At 40.5% G+C, this 14,805-nt stretch carries 15 protein-coding genes and 1 riboswitch; of the genes, 5 read left to right on the top strand and 10 right to left on the bottom strand.

What is annotated here, in order from left to right:
• Positions 1-14: 14 nt before the first annotated feature.
• Entirely contained in the window at positions 15-2,444 is a 2,430-nt protein-coding gene (locus tag H3U73_RS06570) for a TerB N-terminal domain-containing protein (RefSeq protein WP_198190226.1), read from the bottom strand.
• 377 nt (positions 2,445-2,821) lie between these two features.
• Here H3U73_RS06570 and H3U73_RS06565 point away from each other — a divergent pair, with 377 nt between their 5' ends.
• Positions 2,822-3,724: a recombination-associated protein RdgC gene (locus tag H3U73_RS06565; RefSeq protein WP_025330195.1), complete on the top strand. Its 903-nt coding sequence runs from the start codon at positions 2,822-2,824 to the stop codon at positions 3,722-3,724.
• Between the two features lie 89 nt (positions 3,725-3,813).
• Entirely contained in the window at positions 3,814-4,380 is a 567-nt protein-coding gene (dcd, locus tag H3U73_RS06560; RefSeq protein ID WP_025330196.1) for a dCTP deaminase, read from the top strand.
• Positions 4,381-4,453: 73 nt separating this feature from the next.
• On the opposite strand, the gene H3U73_RS06555 is transcribed toward dcd, so the two are convergent.
• The 6 genes from H3U73_RS06555 to H3U73_RS06530 form a co-directional block, all read right to left on the bottom strand.
• Positions 4,454-4,798 carry a DMT family protein gene (locus H3U73_RS06555; RefSeq protein WP_084548254.1) on the bottom strand — a complete coding sequence of 115 codons (345 nt, stop codon included), beginning with the start codon at positions 4,796-4,798 and terminating at the stop codon, positions 4,454-4,456.
• 666 nt (positions 4,799-5,464) lie between these two features.
• Positions 5,465-6,571: a class I SAM-dependent methyltransferase gene (locus tag H3U73_RS06550; RefSeq protein ID WP_232336208.1), complete on the bottom strand. Its 1,107-nt coding sequence runs from the start codon at positions 6,569-6,571 to the stop codon at positions 5,465-5,467.
• 159 nt (positions 6,572-6,730) lie between these two features.
• Positions 6,731-7,423, bottom strand: a complete 693-nt coding sequence (locus H3U73_RS06545; protein ID WP_084565467.1) for a Bax inhibitor-1 family protein — start codon at positions 7,421-7,423, stop codon at positions 6,731-6,733.
• Positions 7,424-7,632: 209 nt separating this feature from the next.
• On the bottom strand, positions 7,633-8,247 hold the full coding sequence (locus tag H3U73_RS06540; protein ID WP_100125201.1) for a 7-carboxy-7-deazaguanine synthase QueE: 615 nt from the start codon (positions 8,245-8,247) through the stop codon (positions 7,633-7,635).
• A complete protein-coding gene (gene queD / locus H3U73_RS06535; protein WP_100125202.1) occupies positions 8,234-8,671 on the bottom strand; it encodes a 6-carboxytetrahydropterin synthase QueD in 438 nt (145 codons plus the stop codon). The genes H3U73_RS06540 and queD overlap by 14 nt, the downstream gene beginning before the upstream one ends.
• 83 nt (positions 8,672-8,754) lie before the next feature.
• Positions 8,755-8,800, bottom strand: a riboswitch (PreQ1 riboswitch).
• Between the two features lie 115 nt (positions 8,801-8,915).
• Complete coding sequence (locus H3U73_RS06530) at positions 8,916-10,586, bottom strand: AarF/ABC1/UbiB kinase family protein (RefSeq protein WP_198190225.1); 1,671 nt, start codon at positions 10,584-10,586, stop codon at positions 8,916-8,918.
• A gap of 73 nt (positions 10,587-10,659) precedes the next feature.
• Between H3U73_RS06530 and H3U73_RS06525 the strand changes: the two genes are divergently transcribed.
• Both H3U73_RS06525 and H3U73_RS06520 read left to right on the top strand, forming a co-directional pair.
• Positions 10,660-11,199 (top strand): C40 family peptidase, encoded by a 540-nt coding sequence (locus H3U73_RS06525; RefSeq protein WP_025330203.1) that lies wholly within the window; start codon positions 10,660-10,662, stop codon positions 11,197-11,199.
• Complete coding sequence (locus H3U73_RS06520) at positions 11,199-11,414, top strand: hypothetical protein (RefSeq protein WP_198190224.1); 216 nt, start codon at positions 11,199-11,201, stop codon at positions 11,412-11,414. Before H3U73_RS06525 ends, H3U73_RS06520 begins: the two co-directional genes overlap by 1 nt.
• A 217-nt stretch (positions 11,415-11,631) precedes the next feature.
• On the opposite strand, the gene H3U73_RS06515 is transcribed toward H3U73_RS06520, so the two are convergent.
• The 3 genes from H3U73_RS06515 to H3U73_RS06505 all read right to left on the bottom strand — a co-directional run bounded on the left by H3U73_RS06515 (position 11,632) and on the right by H3U73_RS06505 (position 13,541).
• Positions 11,632-12,156, bottom strand: coding sequence for a hypothetical protein (locus tag H3U73_RS06515; RefSeq protein ID WP_025330205.1), 525 nt, complete (start codon positions 12,154-12,156; stop codon positions 11,632-11,634).
• Between the two features lie 140 nt (positions 12,157-12,296).
• Complete coding sequence (locus H3U73_RS06510) at positions 12,297-12,923, bottom strand: BON domain-containing protein (protein ID WP_025330206.1); 627 nt, start codon at positions 12,921-12,923, stop codon at positions 12,297-12,299.
• A 30-nt stretch (positions 12,924-12,953) separates the two neighbouring features.
• On the bottom strand, positions 12,954-13,541 hold the full coding sequence (locus H3U73_RS06505; RefSeq protein ID WP_025330207.1) for an SIS domain-containing protein: 588 nt from the start codon (positions 13,539-13,541) through the stop codon (positions 12,954-12,956).
• 259 nt (positions 13,542-13,800) lie between these two features.
• Between H3U73_RS06505 and rsmI the strand changes: the two genes are divergently transcribed.
• The gene (gene rsmI, locus H3U73_RS06500) at positions 13,801-14,679 is read left to right on the top strand and encodes a 16S rRNA (cytidine(1402)-2'-O)-methyltransferase (RefSeq protein ID WP_198190223.1); all 879 of its coding nucleotides are present in this window, start codon (positions 13,801-13,803) and stop codon (positions 14,677-14,679) included.
• Positions 14,680-14,805 lie beyond the last annotated feature (126 nt).

Here is a 14,805-nt window from a genome sequence, read left to right as displayed (position 1 = left end):
TTTCTGTCATCATTTTATCCTTGTAATTCAGTTAATATTTCAAAATCTATATAAATATCATTATTTTCTTCTATAAGTGGTGCATCTACACATTCATAGGCCCATTCGTTTATGGTTTCAATTGCACCGTCGGGCAATAAATTAAATTTTTTGCATAATTCAATATATTCATCACGCTTCCAATGTTCTCTTGTAATCAAAATGTTTAAGAACTGTTGATGAGTGCTATCAAGATTCTGGTTATCCGGCAATTCAGGCTGAGGTACTGTCGGTTCTTCTTCAATATCAGTAAATATAGAGCTTAGTAACGATTGCACATCACTGGTTTCGCTTTCATGCAGTTTAAGAATAGCCGAGTCAAGGATAATATCGCTTTTTTTATCTGTATCAGTTTTATTATTTTCTGATGCTGCTAATGGTTGTTTTTGCAGAGTTTTGTTGGAGGATGCTGATAGTGTGTGAATGTCATTGACTACGGTAAATTTGTCTAATCCTAAAGCAGTGTATAATTTTTCAATCTGTTTGATTTCAGCAGGTGCTGCATCACCGTCTGCCAGAGCAATGGAAATGAGCAGATGACTAATAATTTTTCTTTGGTTGGAATCAAGTTTTGCTATTTTATCTCTTAAACCTTGCATGCCATGGGTATTATTCAAACACGATAATAAAAAAAGTTGTAAATACTGTTTTTCTGTATCTTGTAAATTTTGATTAGAATCTATAAAACGTTTTAGTAATTCTATTTCTTTCTCATGAATGAAACCATCAATATTTGCTACGATTACGCCTAGTCTTATTAATAGCTCAGTATATCGAAACTCTGCACTGGGCTGAAAATTCACTAAATCCAGAGAATCATGTAGTACAATTTTATCTTCAGGATTGATTTTAATTGTTTGAATGCGGCTGTCAGGTATTATAGTTAAACCAAATTTGTTTGCCATCCGCTGCATCAGCTCATTTTCTTTTTTATTAATTGCTTTTGGTAATTCGGTATTGATATTTTTCCAAAAATCCTTTACCGAAGCCAAACCATTCTGCTCCAGCAAGACATGATTGACCCATGCTCTGAACTGTTTAATTACAGCAGAATCATTTTTATTAAACAGTTCTGCCGGCAACAAAGTTAGGGCAGTAATATCGTTACGGGAAGAATTTTCTCTTGCTAAGTAACGGCTGTATTCACCCAGTAAATTTGTACATAGTTCCGCTATTGCAATCAAGCTTTTTAAAGGTTTTGTTAATATGCTTGGGTCTGGTAAATTGGGATTATCCCATTGGCAAAAACCAATGGAGCGATTTGCAGCCTGATAGTCGATTTTTAATCTTGTCTTATTAGGTTTAATCAGGATACCCGCAGGAAAATGTTCATTAAATTTCAGAAAGAAAAGCTGTCGAAACTCCTCTTTACAGCGTCGTGCAGCTGTTCTGAAATAATATTCAGGAGTGTAATCTAACCAGTCTAATGCTAAGCTTGCCTTTACAGGTTTTTCATTTTTTACTGTTACAGCCAGTATCAGTTTAAAAAATAATTCATTTGAAAATTGGAATAATTCATTTTTCAGCTGTTTGGTAATAGCTGGACGTAAATAGATCATTAATGCCAGTAAATTGCCCGAATAATTATTGAAAGAATAATTACTGTCATAAATTTTCCGTAAACGTATTATTTCATAAAATATTTCAAAATATTCTTTTGTATCAATTAAATGAATGGAGTTTTTGTTGGCAATGATGCGACGTTCCAAACCATAAAAATATAGGAAAACATAGCCTATAGGCATATTGGGATGAGAACGATCAGATGCCAGCCAATCTAAATATATCCCGCGACATTGAGGAGAAAGTTCTGAATAGCTTGGCCAATAGCATAATGTAGCATCAGTATAGAATTCAGTCTCATTTTCAATTTCAACTGGTTCAGACACAGGTAAAGCAGGATCAATCAAACTATCTTCACTACTGTATCCGTTTAATCCCATTAATTTACTGCCGTAGAAAATAAATCCTTTGTTCAATTCCCGGTTTTGAATGGTAATTGAACTATCCTGCGGGAGCCAGCGTCCGTCTTCGATATCCTGAATTTCTGATTTTTTTGAATAATTATCGGAGGTAATTGTAAAAGTTACCAGTTCATCATCTTCATTTTTATTAACTGATTGTTTATCATTATTATATTGAGTCGATAACTCGATAATAACTGAATTGATATTATTTTGAGAATAGGGTTGTTGCGTGTTGCTATCATATTCTGATTTTTCAGATTCTGTTTCTACAGACAAAATATTATCTTGATGAGGTTTGGCTATTTGCGAAGCCGAGCTTTTCTGAATACGATTGCGTGATGTTGGAGCTGGTGGTTTTTGCTTTTTATTGGAAAAGATGATTATTAATGAAAAAAAAATTGCTATACAAGTAAAAATCACCATTTTATAAAATGCCATTCCACTTTAATTCAATGTTAAAAACATATAGAAATAGTTAACAAACAAAAGCTGACTGCCTAATACACATTTTATGTAAATATATTTTTAGATATTACGACCATATATATATTTAAGCCAAGTTATTTGGCTTTTTTTAATTTGAAATGGAATAATTTATTAATTTGTGTTGTTTTATGTACAATAAATTTGATGTGTATAAAGCTATTGAGATGATTAACTAGGTCAATTCTTATACTATATTAATATTTTTGAAGAAATTAACTTGGTTATTTATTTGAGCAATTATTATTTTATTAAGTTGTATAGATAACGCACTTAGGTTCAAGCTGCCGTATAATCACTCATTTCCTAGTTGGCTGTGAAAGAAATTACGCATGTGGTTTAAGCAATTAAGTATTTATCCGCTCAATAAAGACAATCTGCCGAATTTAGAAACTTTGGTTGATAAGCTGACTGAAGCTCAGTTTAAGCCGTGTATGGGATTGGATTGGGACAGTATTGGTTTTGCCAGTCCTGTATCGTTTAGCCCTGAGATGGTATTTCCGGCACAGAATACGTGGCGCATTGCGCTAAAAAAAGAAGAAAAAGTATTACCCGCAGCCGTGGTGCGCGATATTCTTGACGAAAAAATTAATGAAATACGAGAAGCTGAGGGGCGGAATGTCGGGCGTAAGGAGAAGATGGAACTGAAAGAAACCATCACCGATGATTTGTTACCGCGTGCTTTTACTAAAAGTGGTAAAACAGAAGCCATTATTGATACTCAGCGCGGCTTATTAATGATTAATCAGGCCAATGCCAATCGTGCTGAAATGCTGCTTACGAAATTACGTGAGGCACTGGGCGGGCTGGAAGCGAAGCTGCCACGCACTCAGCAGTCGCCAGGCAGTCTGATGACGGAATGGCTGTTAAGAGGAGATGCTGCCGGTCATTTTGAGCTGGACTGTGATTGTGAACTCAAAGGACTGGGTGATGCTGCACCAGTAGTTCGTATCAGCCATCAGGATTTAACCGCAGAGGAAGTGGTTAATCTGGTCAAAAATGGTAAGGTTGTTACTCAGTTGGGGTTATGCTGGCAGGACAGAGTACGTTTTGTGCTGACGCAGGATTTTACTCTTAAACGTATTCAGTTTCTGGATGTGATTCAGGAGGAAGCTGCAGGGCAGGGAGACGATATGCAAAGTATAACCTTCGCATCACAAATACTGATGGCAGAAGCCTTAGGCGATCTGCTTGCTGAGCTGGTGCATCATCTGGGCGGCTGGTTACCGGAATAATGGCTTTAAACGGCGTAAATAGTCGCAATTTGCCTGCAACAGTGGCATTGGCTTCGGTATAATGCGCTAAATTTATTAAGGATACTGTCATGAGTATTAAGTCAGACAAATGGATACGCCGTATGAGTGAAGAGCACGGCATGATTGAACCGTTTGAACCTAATCAGATTAAGCAGTTAAACGGTGAAAAAATCATTTCCTATGGTACTTCCAGCTATGGTTACGATATTCGTTGTGCACGCGAATTCAAGATTTTTACTAATATCAACAGTACTATTGTAGACCCGAAAAATTTTGATACGCGTAATTTTGTAACTGTTGAAGACGACTTTTGCATCATTCCGCCTAACTCGTTTGCTTTGGCACGTACTGTGGAGTATTTCCGTATCCCGCGCAATGTTCTGACTGTTTGTCTGGGTAAATCCACTTATGCACGTTGCGGTATTATCGTTAATGTCACGCCATTTGAACCTGAATGGGAAGGCTATGTAACTCTGGAATTCTCCAATACCACGCCATTACCGGCAAAGATTTATGCTAATGAAGGGGTGGCACAGGTATTGTTTTTTGAAAGTGATGAAGAGTGCGCTACTTCTTATAAGGATCGTGCCGGTAAATATATGGGGCAGACGGGCGTAACTCTACCTAAAGCTTGATATAAGTCTGTGTTTGAAAAAGGACGCGATTGCGTCCTTAAAAATTTGGATGTTCAGGCGGCGGTTTTACAGATTAGCGTTTAAAAGCAAAATATACTGCACCAAGAATAAAGCCGAAGCTGATTAAATAGTTAAGTCTGAATTCATCTTTTAAATAAAGAATCGCAAACAGGGTAAATACGACCAGTGTCACTACTTCCTGAATAATCTTCAGTTGAAACGGTTTTATCCCCCAATGTGCCCCCAGATGGTTGGCCGGCACTGCAAGACAATATTCAAATAGAGCAATTCCCCAGCTAATCAAAATAATCTGCCAAAGCGGAAATTGGTAATTATTGGGTTTAATATGCCAGTACCATGCTGTAGTCATGACCAGATTGGATGCTGTAAGCAAACAAATAACAATTAAGTAATGCATAATGATGTGATGTATATAAATTGATGATCTCTTAATAAGATAAATCATACAATGAAGAAATGGTTTTGTTCATATACTCGGAATGAAAAATATATCTTACTGCAATCAATGTTTTATTCAAAGATAAATAGCAGGAAGTAATAGAAATGTAATAAGTAATTAATACAAAATTTCAGATGTTTTATTGATATATATTTCAGCTTTGAATTCAGTTGTATATTTACACTCAATATTAAGTATATCTGTAATTATCTGGAATTGTATTTAGATAGTTTAAGTAAAAGGTTTACTGTATCTGCAAGTAAAGAGTACAGATGGTGTTTTGAGTAATAAAAATGATGAAGCAGATATTGATTAAGAAAGAAGGTTTTTGCAATATGTGTCTGGATTAGTAATTAAAATATATGCTTTTCAACTGAATTTCTTACAAACTGAAATTAATTTCAATTTGGCGCCAGGCAATGGTGATATATCTGAAAAAGATATTTATAACTTGTAATTCTAAATAAATCAATAATTTTTATGTTAAGGGTGAGCTGGACGTTGAAAGTGGTTACCGGTGCTATTAAGTTCACTAAATTATAGTTTATGTCTGTGAATAGATTTTTGTCTGTATGTACTGATGAGGAATAAAACAGGTGTTTGCATTACTATGCAAACACCTTTTTATTGAATGCCCAATTGCCACAAAGAAGTGATTTCACGATTACGGGCATAGGAAAGTGGATGGTGTTGTTCCCGGGCTTTTTGATGCGTGGGTTGAGTATCGATTTTATGAATAATTTTTAACCCTGCTGCTTCTATCCATTGATGTAAGGCTTCTGTGGGGCGTAAGCCAAGATGTTCAGCTATATCGGACATAATCAGCCATACCTGCCCGTTTGCTGAGAGGTGGTTTCTGACATTTTCCAGAAATGTTTTCAACATTTGATGGTTGGGGTCATAGAGTGCGGTTTCTATATCGCTGCTTGGTTTAGCGGGTAACCATGGAGGATTACAGACAATGAGATCGGCCTTGCCCTCAGGAAACAGGCTGGTATGCTGAATATGAATTTGTTTATTTAAACCCAGACGCTCTATATTTGCTTGTGCGCATGCAATGGCGCGCGAGTTATTATCTGTTGCAATGATTTCAGGTATTCCACGCTGTGCGAGTATAGCAGCCAGTACGCCACTGCCGGTTCCGATGTCCCATGCTGTCTGACAGGCAGAGGGAAGTGTTGCCTCGGCAACTAGTGCAAGATATTCACCGCGTACGGGCGAAAATACACCGTAAGGAACATGGATTTTTTGTCCTTGCAATGCAGGAATGGAAACACCGGTTTTATGCCACTCATAAGCGCCAATATAGCCTAATAACAGATGCAATGGCAGAAGTAGGGCGTTCTGATTGGGTTTGCCGAATACGTCGTTCAGAGCAGCTGCAATGTCTGGTGCGCGACTATTGTTAAGTATGCCCTGAGGTTGAATCTCTACTAATAGAAGCTGGAACAGGCGGCTGTGCTGAGCCTGTTGCAAACGATGTTTATGAAAATCAGTATGAATACGAGCTTTACTGCGAACACGTTTTTTAATCGCAGCCAGTAGTTGTTTACCCTGATGATAATCACCGCGCCAGAGCAATGCAGTATGCTGACGCATAAGTTGAATCGCCTGTTCAGCGCTGATCTGAGTGATAGTCTGAATGTGTTTCGGAGCGGGATGGCGGCTGTCGCCTCCCCAGTCTGCCTGCATGTTTTGTGCGTTTTCTGTCCAGTGAATGGTTTCGTTCATGTTGGTTTGTTATATAAAAGGCATTATATAAGAGAATAATATGTTAAACGGGGTTGCAGGTAAATAATATGGCTGTGGATTGGGTGTACATGATTTTGCAGAAATAAAAACTGCCTGAACTTAACAGATGTTCAGGCAGTTTTGTAGTTGGTATGTATTTTAGCGGTTATCCATTACAGCCAGCAGAATTTGTATCAGACTGGTAAAGATATTGTACAAAGAGACGAACAGAGTGAGTGCTGCACTGGTTGCACTGTCTTCACCACCGGCAATAACTGTACGGATTTGCCACATAATCATCAGTGAACTGAAAATGACAAAACCGGCTGCAATAGTGAGTGACAAAACCGGTAAATGCATAAACATATTCAGAATCATACCGATAATTAAAACAACTGCTCCAACAACCAGAAACTGACCAATACCTTTCATTTCAGATTTGGAACGATGAGCAATTGTTGCCATGGTAAAAAATACGGCTGCTGTCATTAATGCTGCCATACCTACAATTTGTGATCCGACAGCAGAAGCCACAGCAAGTTGTAAAAGCGGAGAGATGAAAAATCCGATAACAAAAGTAAAAACCATTAACAAGGCTATACCCAGATTGTTATAACGGTTTTTTTCAATTGCAAACATCAGCCCGTAAGCGAGAATAAAAAACGCTACAACTGATAGCCATGAATTGCTAAACAGAGCATAGAAATTTATATAATTACCTGCGTAAGCACCTGCGGCACAGGGCAGGAAAGAAAGTCCGAGCAGGCTGTAGGCTTTGCGCAGAACAACGGTTTGCTGGTTGTCCTCTGCCTGACCCAGCTGGGTAAAATCGTAAGTGTTACGAGATTTCATGAATAATATTCTCCGTGATTTTGTCAGTAAATAATTTCTCTGGTTGATTATATTGTAACAATTGTTGGCAAAATATGCACAATAATGATGAATTGTTACAATAAAAATGTTGATTTTTATTTTTAAATATATTTCTAATAATATTAGGCTGATTTGGATTTTTTCAAGGATTTTGAATCGCCGGCAGAATACATAGATGAGCAGAAATATTATTCTATATTGGCCAGTTTGTGTGTCTGAATACTTAGCAACCATTTATTATTATTGCGGTTTTGATTCAGTCTGCCGAGATATTGTAATGTCGTAAGCATATTGAACTGGTTGTTTTGTTCGCAGGGCGAAAGAAAATAGTGTCTGGCCTGAATATGTTGTTCTATGTTCTGGCAGAAGGTAAGAAAATCCGGATGGTTTTCAACTACGATGCGTACTTCGTCAGCCTGACGCTGTAGTGGAAACGGATATTGGTGACGATAATAAAATTTCGGGCTCAGGGCTATATAGTCGATAAGCGGGTCTACTGTGCCCAAACCATTGCTTTCGATGGCAAGATAATAATTTTCCTGTTTAAGTGCGCGTAAAAGTAAGGGCAGTTTTTTATTGATAGTAGGTTCGCCGCCGGTAATGATTATGTTTTTACTCTGAAACTGACTGACGGTATTGAGAATGTGCTCCAGACTCATACTTTGGTAACTCATGAAGTCAGTATCGCACCATGGGCATTTGAGGTTACAGGCTGCCAGACGGATGAAAATAGCAGGCATACCGGTATTGTAGCCTTCGCCCTGCAGGGATTCGAAGATTTCGACAATATTAAACTGGATCATAGCTGGTATTCTGATATTCGCAATAGGAAGTAGGAGTTTCCCATAGGGTAATTTTGGATACTGGCAGATGAGCTGTAAGCTTATTGAAGATAAACCGGCTTATGCTTTCAGCAGTAGTGCGACAGGGAAAGGCAAATACTTTTCGCTCCATTTGGCGAAGGAGGGCTGCGATTTTACATTCGTTGCTATTGGTTTCATCATACAGATAGGCATGATCCAGCTGGCTGATAATATGCTGGTTAATGATTTTTTTGATGTCGGAAAAGTCCATAACCATTTCTTTGCTGGATCCTTGCTGATGTAGCTGGTCGCTTACTTCGACAATTAGGCGATAGGTGTGTCCGTGCAGGTTATGACATTTGCCCTGATGCCCGTCCAGCATATGGCAGGCATCAAACTGGAATTCTTTGGCGATTTTAAACATATTTTCTGTCTAAAAGCCAAAGAAGAAAGATTTGTCATTAAGAGAAGATGATATTGCAGAATACAGTTGATACATGTGTAGCAGGGCTCCTAGTTTTTTTTCGTGGGATGGATTGCGAACCACGTGGTTATTCAGTTTTCAATAACACATTTGCTGTGTGAAGGGATTTCTATTACTTCAAGTATATATTTTAATGGTATCAGCTGTTTTCTTACAAGGGTAACTGAGTAACTGCGGGATTGATTCAGTGTCGTCCTGAGCGCCAGATTGACCAGATTACCCAGAGGCTGTTGCTGAATGCCAGTAAATAGCCAATCAGTCCGAAAAACGACAGGCCAAATACTTTCGGACCGGAATTAATACTCATAACAATAGATGAGCCAATGATAAGTGCCGCTGTAACAATTCCCATTGTCAGGCGATTAACAACTTTATCCAGCTGGTTGTTAAATTTATCGATGTGCTGAATGTTCAGGTTAACAGGGAGCTGTCCGTGCCGGATGCGTTTACTTAGACGTAATAGATTTTGGGGTAGTGTATCTATTAACTGAGCTAAAAGATGTAACTGTATTTTATTGTGGCGCCAGATTGACTGGATGTTAAAGCGATTGCGCAGTACGTTTTTGATGGTGTTTCGTGCATGATTTAACAGTTCAAAGTCGCCGTCTATTTTTTTTATCACGCCATCAAGGGTAATCAGGCATTTGAACAGGATAATCAGATCCGCAGGCAGGGTGAGACCATGTTCACGAATAATATGGGTAATATCGTTAATTATCTGACTGATACGCAGTTCTTTACTATTAAGCTGCTCATAATTATTCAGCATTTCCAATACATCTGTTCCAAGCTGGTCTTCATTAATAATTTCTCCCTGCGCCCAGTTGGACAGAACATATTGCAGTGCAAACTGGTCGTGTTCCAGCAGTGCATGAATCAGAGTGATGATTTCCTGATGGCGTTGCTGGCTTAGCCGGCCGACAAGCCCGAAATCAATTAAGGTGATTCGTCCATCATTTCGTACTAAAATATTACCCGGATGCGGGTCTGCGTGAAATAAACCATGCTGTAATATCATATCAAGGATGGTGTCGACCAGTGTGGCTGCAAGATTTTTTCGCTGCTGCTTGTCCCAGCCGGTGAAATCAAGATTTTTAAGTAAAGTATCGTCAATATATTCTTGTACTAATATTTGCCGGTTAGAATATGCCGCATAAGTTTTTGGTATATGGATTTGCTGCTGATGGTTGTAAAGACGGGAAAAATGTTGCATATTGCGACGTTCGGCAGACAAATCTGTTTCTTTTTCGAGTGAACGGGCAAAATATTGCACCATTTGTACCGGATAGTAACGTCTGGACTCGGGTATTTCCGATTCAAGCAGTTGTGCTATGTGGTTAAGAATACGCAGATCAGCTGCTACGGTTGACTCAATACCCGGGCGTTTAACTTTAATGGCGACCTGCTCTCCGCTGATAAGTGTGGCGCGGTGAACCTGTGCTATGGATGCGCTGCCGACAGGCTGAGCTTCTATATTACTGAAAATGCTTTCCAGTGGCTGGTTAAGCTGAGCCTGAATAATATTTCTGATGTCTGGAATCGGAAGAGGATGTGTGTTGTTTTGCAGATGGGCAAATTCCTCTGTCCATTCTTCTCCGAAGACATCGGTACGGGTAGCCAATATTTGTCCGAGTTTGATGAATGTTGGTCCGAGCTCTTCAAAGGCGAGCCGCACTCGTTTTGGTGTGCTCAGGTAGTGCTGGTGATTCTGGCCCGATGGGTCGGAGTGTTTGTACCAGCGTCTTGGTAATTTGATACGAACAAGAAATTCACCCAGACCATGTCTGGCCAGAATGGTGATAATTTCGCGCATACGCGCCCAATCGCTGATATGGGATGAGCTGGGTGAATACATATGATGATGTCCCGAACAATTGCTATTTACAGGATAGCAGAATTGTTTGATGAACTGATGGAATAATGTTGGCATGAAGTGGATAAAAACATTAATGAAGACGGCAACGGTATGCTTGTGTGCCAATTTCATTCTGATTTCGCCGGTAATGGCGGCTCCGGATGAAGGTCTGGATAATGCAGCTCTGGAGCGTTTGATTCGTGACAGGACTGCTACACCGGCTGTGCGTACAGGTGATGACGCCAGTGACCTGATTATGAACGCAATGGGACTGCTTGGTGTTGCCTATCATTTTGGTGGAAATTCACCCACAAGCGGACTGGATTGCAGTGGTTTTATGCAATATATCTTTCGGCGCAGTATGGGTGTTACTTTGCCGCGCAGTTCACGGCAGATGGCTACGGTAGGTGAAGCAGTCAGCCGAACCAGTTTGCAGCCGGGGGATCTGGTATTTTTTAGTCCGGGTGGTGGTGGAATTTCCCATGTTGGTATGTATATCGGTAATGGCCGGATGATCCATGCGCCGCGTACGGGTAAGAATATTGAAATTACCAGTATTGAACAGGGTTATTGGTCTCGTGCTTTTGTGACTGCGCGCAGGGTGAAACACTGATGAAACCTTTACCACCGATGCCGAAGTGGGTAGATGATGCGGGTAATGTGGTCTCTTGCACTGAAAAAATTAAGGTGATGCAGCAAAATATGCAGGAGATCTATGAGCTGGCACAGGAAGCTTTTGAAGACGGATTACTGATGGGGTGTCAGGAAAAGCAGTTACGCGCTTATCTGAGCGAACTGATGAACTCAGTGGAGAACCCCTATCAATAATGTATTGATAGTGTGTACTGCTTAAGCACTCATCGAACTTTATCTGCCGGAGTTCTGAATATTTGGTTATGTATGCTAATTTATTGTGTACATAGCTATGGTTTTCTGCTGCCTTTAAAATGATTAAATACAACTATGAAATTTTGTCAGGGTCACCAGTTGGCCATAAATAACGCCCATTATCAGGATGGGCGTTATTGTTGCTGTGAATATTGGTTTAAAACAGATTATCCAGCGGTTTGCCGTTATTTCCGTTTGCTGCGGGTTTTGGTTTTGTTGTCGGAGCGGTATTAACAGGAGTTTCAGAGTTATTTTCTCTATTAGTGGCAGCGGGTACGTTTGTGGGCGTAATAGGCCGAATTTCTTGTGTATTTTCCGGGGTGGCTCTGTCTCTGGTATTAGCTCTGCCGGTAGTAGCAGGTAGAGCAGGTTCGGAAGCAGTGTCAGGTTCTGTACTCTCTGAAGCAGCTATAGCAGGATTAGGTGAAAATACTGGTGTTGGAACATTACTGCCTGTTACCGGTGCACCGGTCGGGGTCAGTACTTCAAAGCTTGCCTGCGAGGCAAATTCTGTGGTTTCAGAGGTGGAATTCAGAACTTGCCATGCGTGAAAAACAAACCAGACAACAAATATGGCCAGAATCAGAAATAAAGTCAGTAGAATTTTGGTGAATGTACTCAGACCAGTTTTAACCGCTTTTTTTTTGTTTTTTGTTTCCGGTGCGGTAGGTTTAGTGCTCATGATAGGTAATCCTTCAGGGATATCGTTGCGTATAATATCGTTATTATACGCAAAATTTTGTTTACGCTAATCAGATACTGGCAATTTACTGCTTCGATAAGCTTGGTCTATATGGTTGTATCGCAGCAGAATGTCGGTTATCAGGGGTTGGCCGGTGTACTCTTCGGAGTATTTTCAAAGGTTTGATACAAAGTAATAACTTTCTGAACACCAGACGTTGTACTGATAGCCGTTGTAGCGGCCTGTTGTTCATCTGGTGTCAGAATACCCATTACATAGGTAACGCCATTATAAGTAACTACTTTGACGTGATTTGCCGATACGCCTTTGGTATTTAGCAGATTGGAACGTATTTTTGAGGTAACCCAGGTATCATCTGTAACATGACTTAATTTACGATTCTGAGTGGCGATATCAATGTAGTTATAGATTTTTTGTGCCGCAGGCTGGGCACGGGCAACGCGCTCTACCAGATTTTTATCATTTTCACTGGCTACTAAGCCAAGCAGTAATATCTGCCGATTGTAGCTGATAACGGACAGTGTAGGCTGGAATTTACTTTCCTGTGCCTGACTATTCAGGTATGAGATAGCACCATCATGAATCCGAACTTCCATTATTTTGTCATCTGCCTGTGCGCCAGTAGTACGTCGGTCGATAACTGAAAGCGTACCAACAGTGGCACCACCTACCAGAACAGCCGGACAGCCGGTCAGGGTAGTGGTCAGGCAAAGTCCCAATGCCAGAGCAGAAAGATATTTTTTCATGAAATACACCTGTAAATTGGTTGTTGCAGGTTATATACCACCTAGCAATAATTGGTCAATCTGTGCGCACAAGGCATGAATAGTTACCTGATGTGCCTCAAGTACACGTAAAGGATGGTCGCCGGGTACATTGAGCCAGAGATCGTCATCGCGCAATAATCCGGCAACTTCACCACCGCTTCCGCCGGTAATCGCCAGCACTCGCATATCACGTTCATGCGCGGTTTTAATCGCACTAACCAGATTGATATTCTGACCATCTGCCGATAGTACACAGAGCATATCATGCTGTTTGCCAAGTGCATGAATTTGCTTGGCAAACATATCGTTAGGGCCGCTGTCGGTTAATATACTGAGTACAGAAGGATTATTGCACAGTGATAAGGCGGCCAGTGCCATGCGTTCCTGTTGTAATCGGGTCACCATATAGGCGGCGAGCGTGTTTGCCAGTGATGCATATGCACCATTACCGGCAATAAGCAGCTTGCCATCACTCATCAAGGCCATCAGTATTCCCTGAGCAACTTCGGCAATTGGTTCAGCCAGTAAGTCTGCACACTCGTTCAGAAGCTGGGCACTATCGGCAAAATGTTGATGGACGGAGATGGATTCTGTCATATAAATTAATTTGTTAATTAAGGCGGGAGCAGGCAATATGCTTGGTATTTACAATGTGTTACGCGTAAATACCCCTGTGCAGGTTTCAGGCTGTGTGACTTCTGAAACGGCACTATTATACGGTTTATAACCCGTGTAATTGTTAACCGTAAACTCTGAAACATTATCACTACGTGGTATAGTAACAGTTTCAGGCTTATGTACTGAGTTTTCAGTTTAATGCCTGATGATAAAGTTTAATCAGATTACGGATTTATAAATGCAAGCCCATTACCAGAAAGCTGTTGCCAGCATTGTACCGCAAACCCTTTATGTAGTGGCTACTCCGATTGGTAATCTGGCAGATCTGAGTTTTCATGCATTGGCAGTATTATCCCGGGCAGATTTAATTTGTGCAGAAGATACACGCGTAACACAGCAATTACTGCGTGCATACGGTGTTTCTGCACGATTGATCAGTGTGCGTGAACAGAACGAACAAAGTATGGCAGAGCGCGTTATTGCTGCTCTGGCTGCCGGTCAGGTAGTGGCACAGGTTTCTGATGCTGGTACGCCGGCAGTGTGTGATCCTGGTGCACGGCTGGTAACACGGGTACGTGCGGCCGGTTATCAGGTATTACCGGTAGCAGGCCCGAGTGCAGTAATGACAGCTTTGAGTGTTGCGGGAGTTACTCAGTCAGATTTTTATTTTGCGGGATTTTTACCGGCAAAAAGTGGTGAACGTCATCAAAAGCTACAGTTATGGAAAGAAGTATCTTATCCGGTGGTTATGTTTGAAACGCCCCACAGAATTACAGATACACTGGCACAAATGGTTTTACTTTATCCGCAACGTACTCTGATGCTGGCACGTGAAATCAGTAAAACTCATGAAACCTATTTATGCGACACAGTTTCTGAAATTCAGTCGATTGTGCAGGCAGATGCTAATCAGAAACGTGGTGAGATGGTACTGATACTTCATCCGGCATCATTAGAAAAAAATACCGAGCTGTCTGCTGAAGCTATTAATATTATGCAGATTTTAGTGCAGGAACTGCCGACCAAGCAGGCTGCCGTACTGGCTGCGCAGATTAGTGGTGAAAACCGAAAAGCTTTATATGACTGGGCAATTAATGCTAAAAAGTTATCAGAATAAACACAATCATTAGGACATGTTAAAATAATTTATGCCCGATGCTATTTTACACAATGCTGGTCATTGTTTATGATACTGTCTGAATTGGCTATTGCCGCCGCTGTTGCGCTGGCACCCCCTGAATAT

This window comes from Snodgrassella sp. W8124 (genome assembly GCF_016100875.1).
GTDB classification, from domain to species: Bacteria; Pseudomonadota; Gammaproteobacteria; order Burkholderiales; family Neisseriaceae; genus Snodgrassella; species Snodgrassella alvi.
Note: the sequence above shows the minus strand (reverse complement) of the source record. Positions and strands in the feature narration are given on the sequence as shown.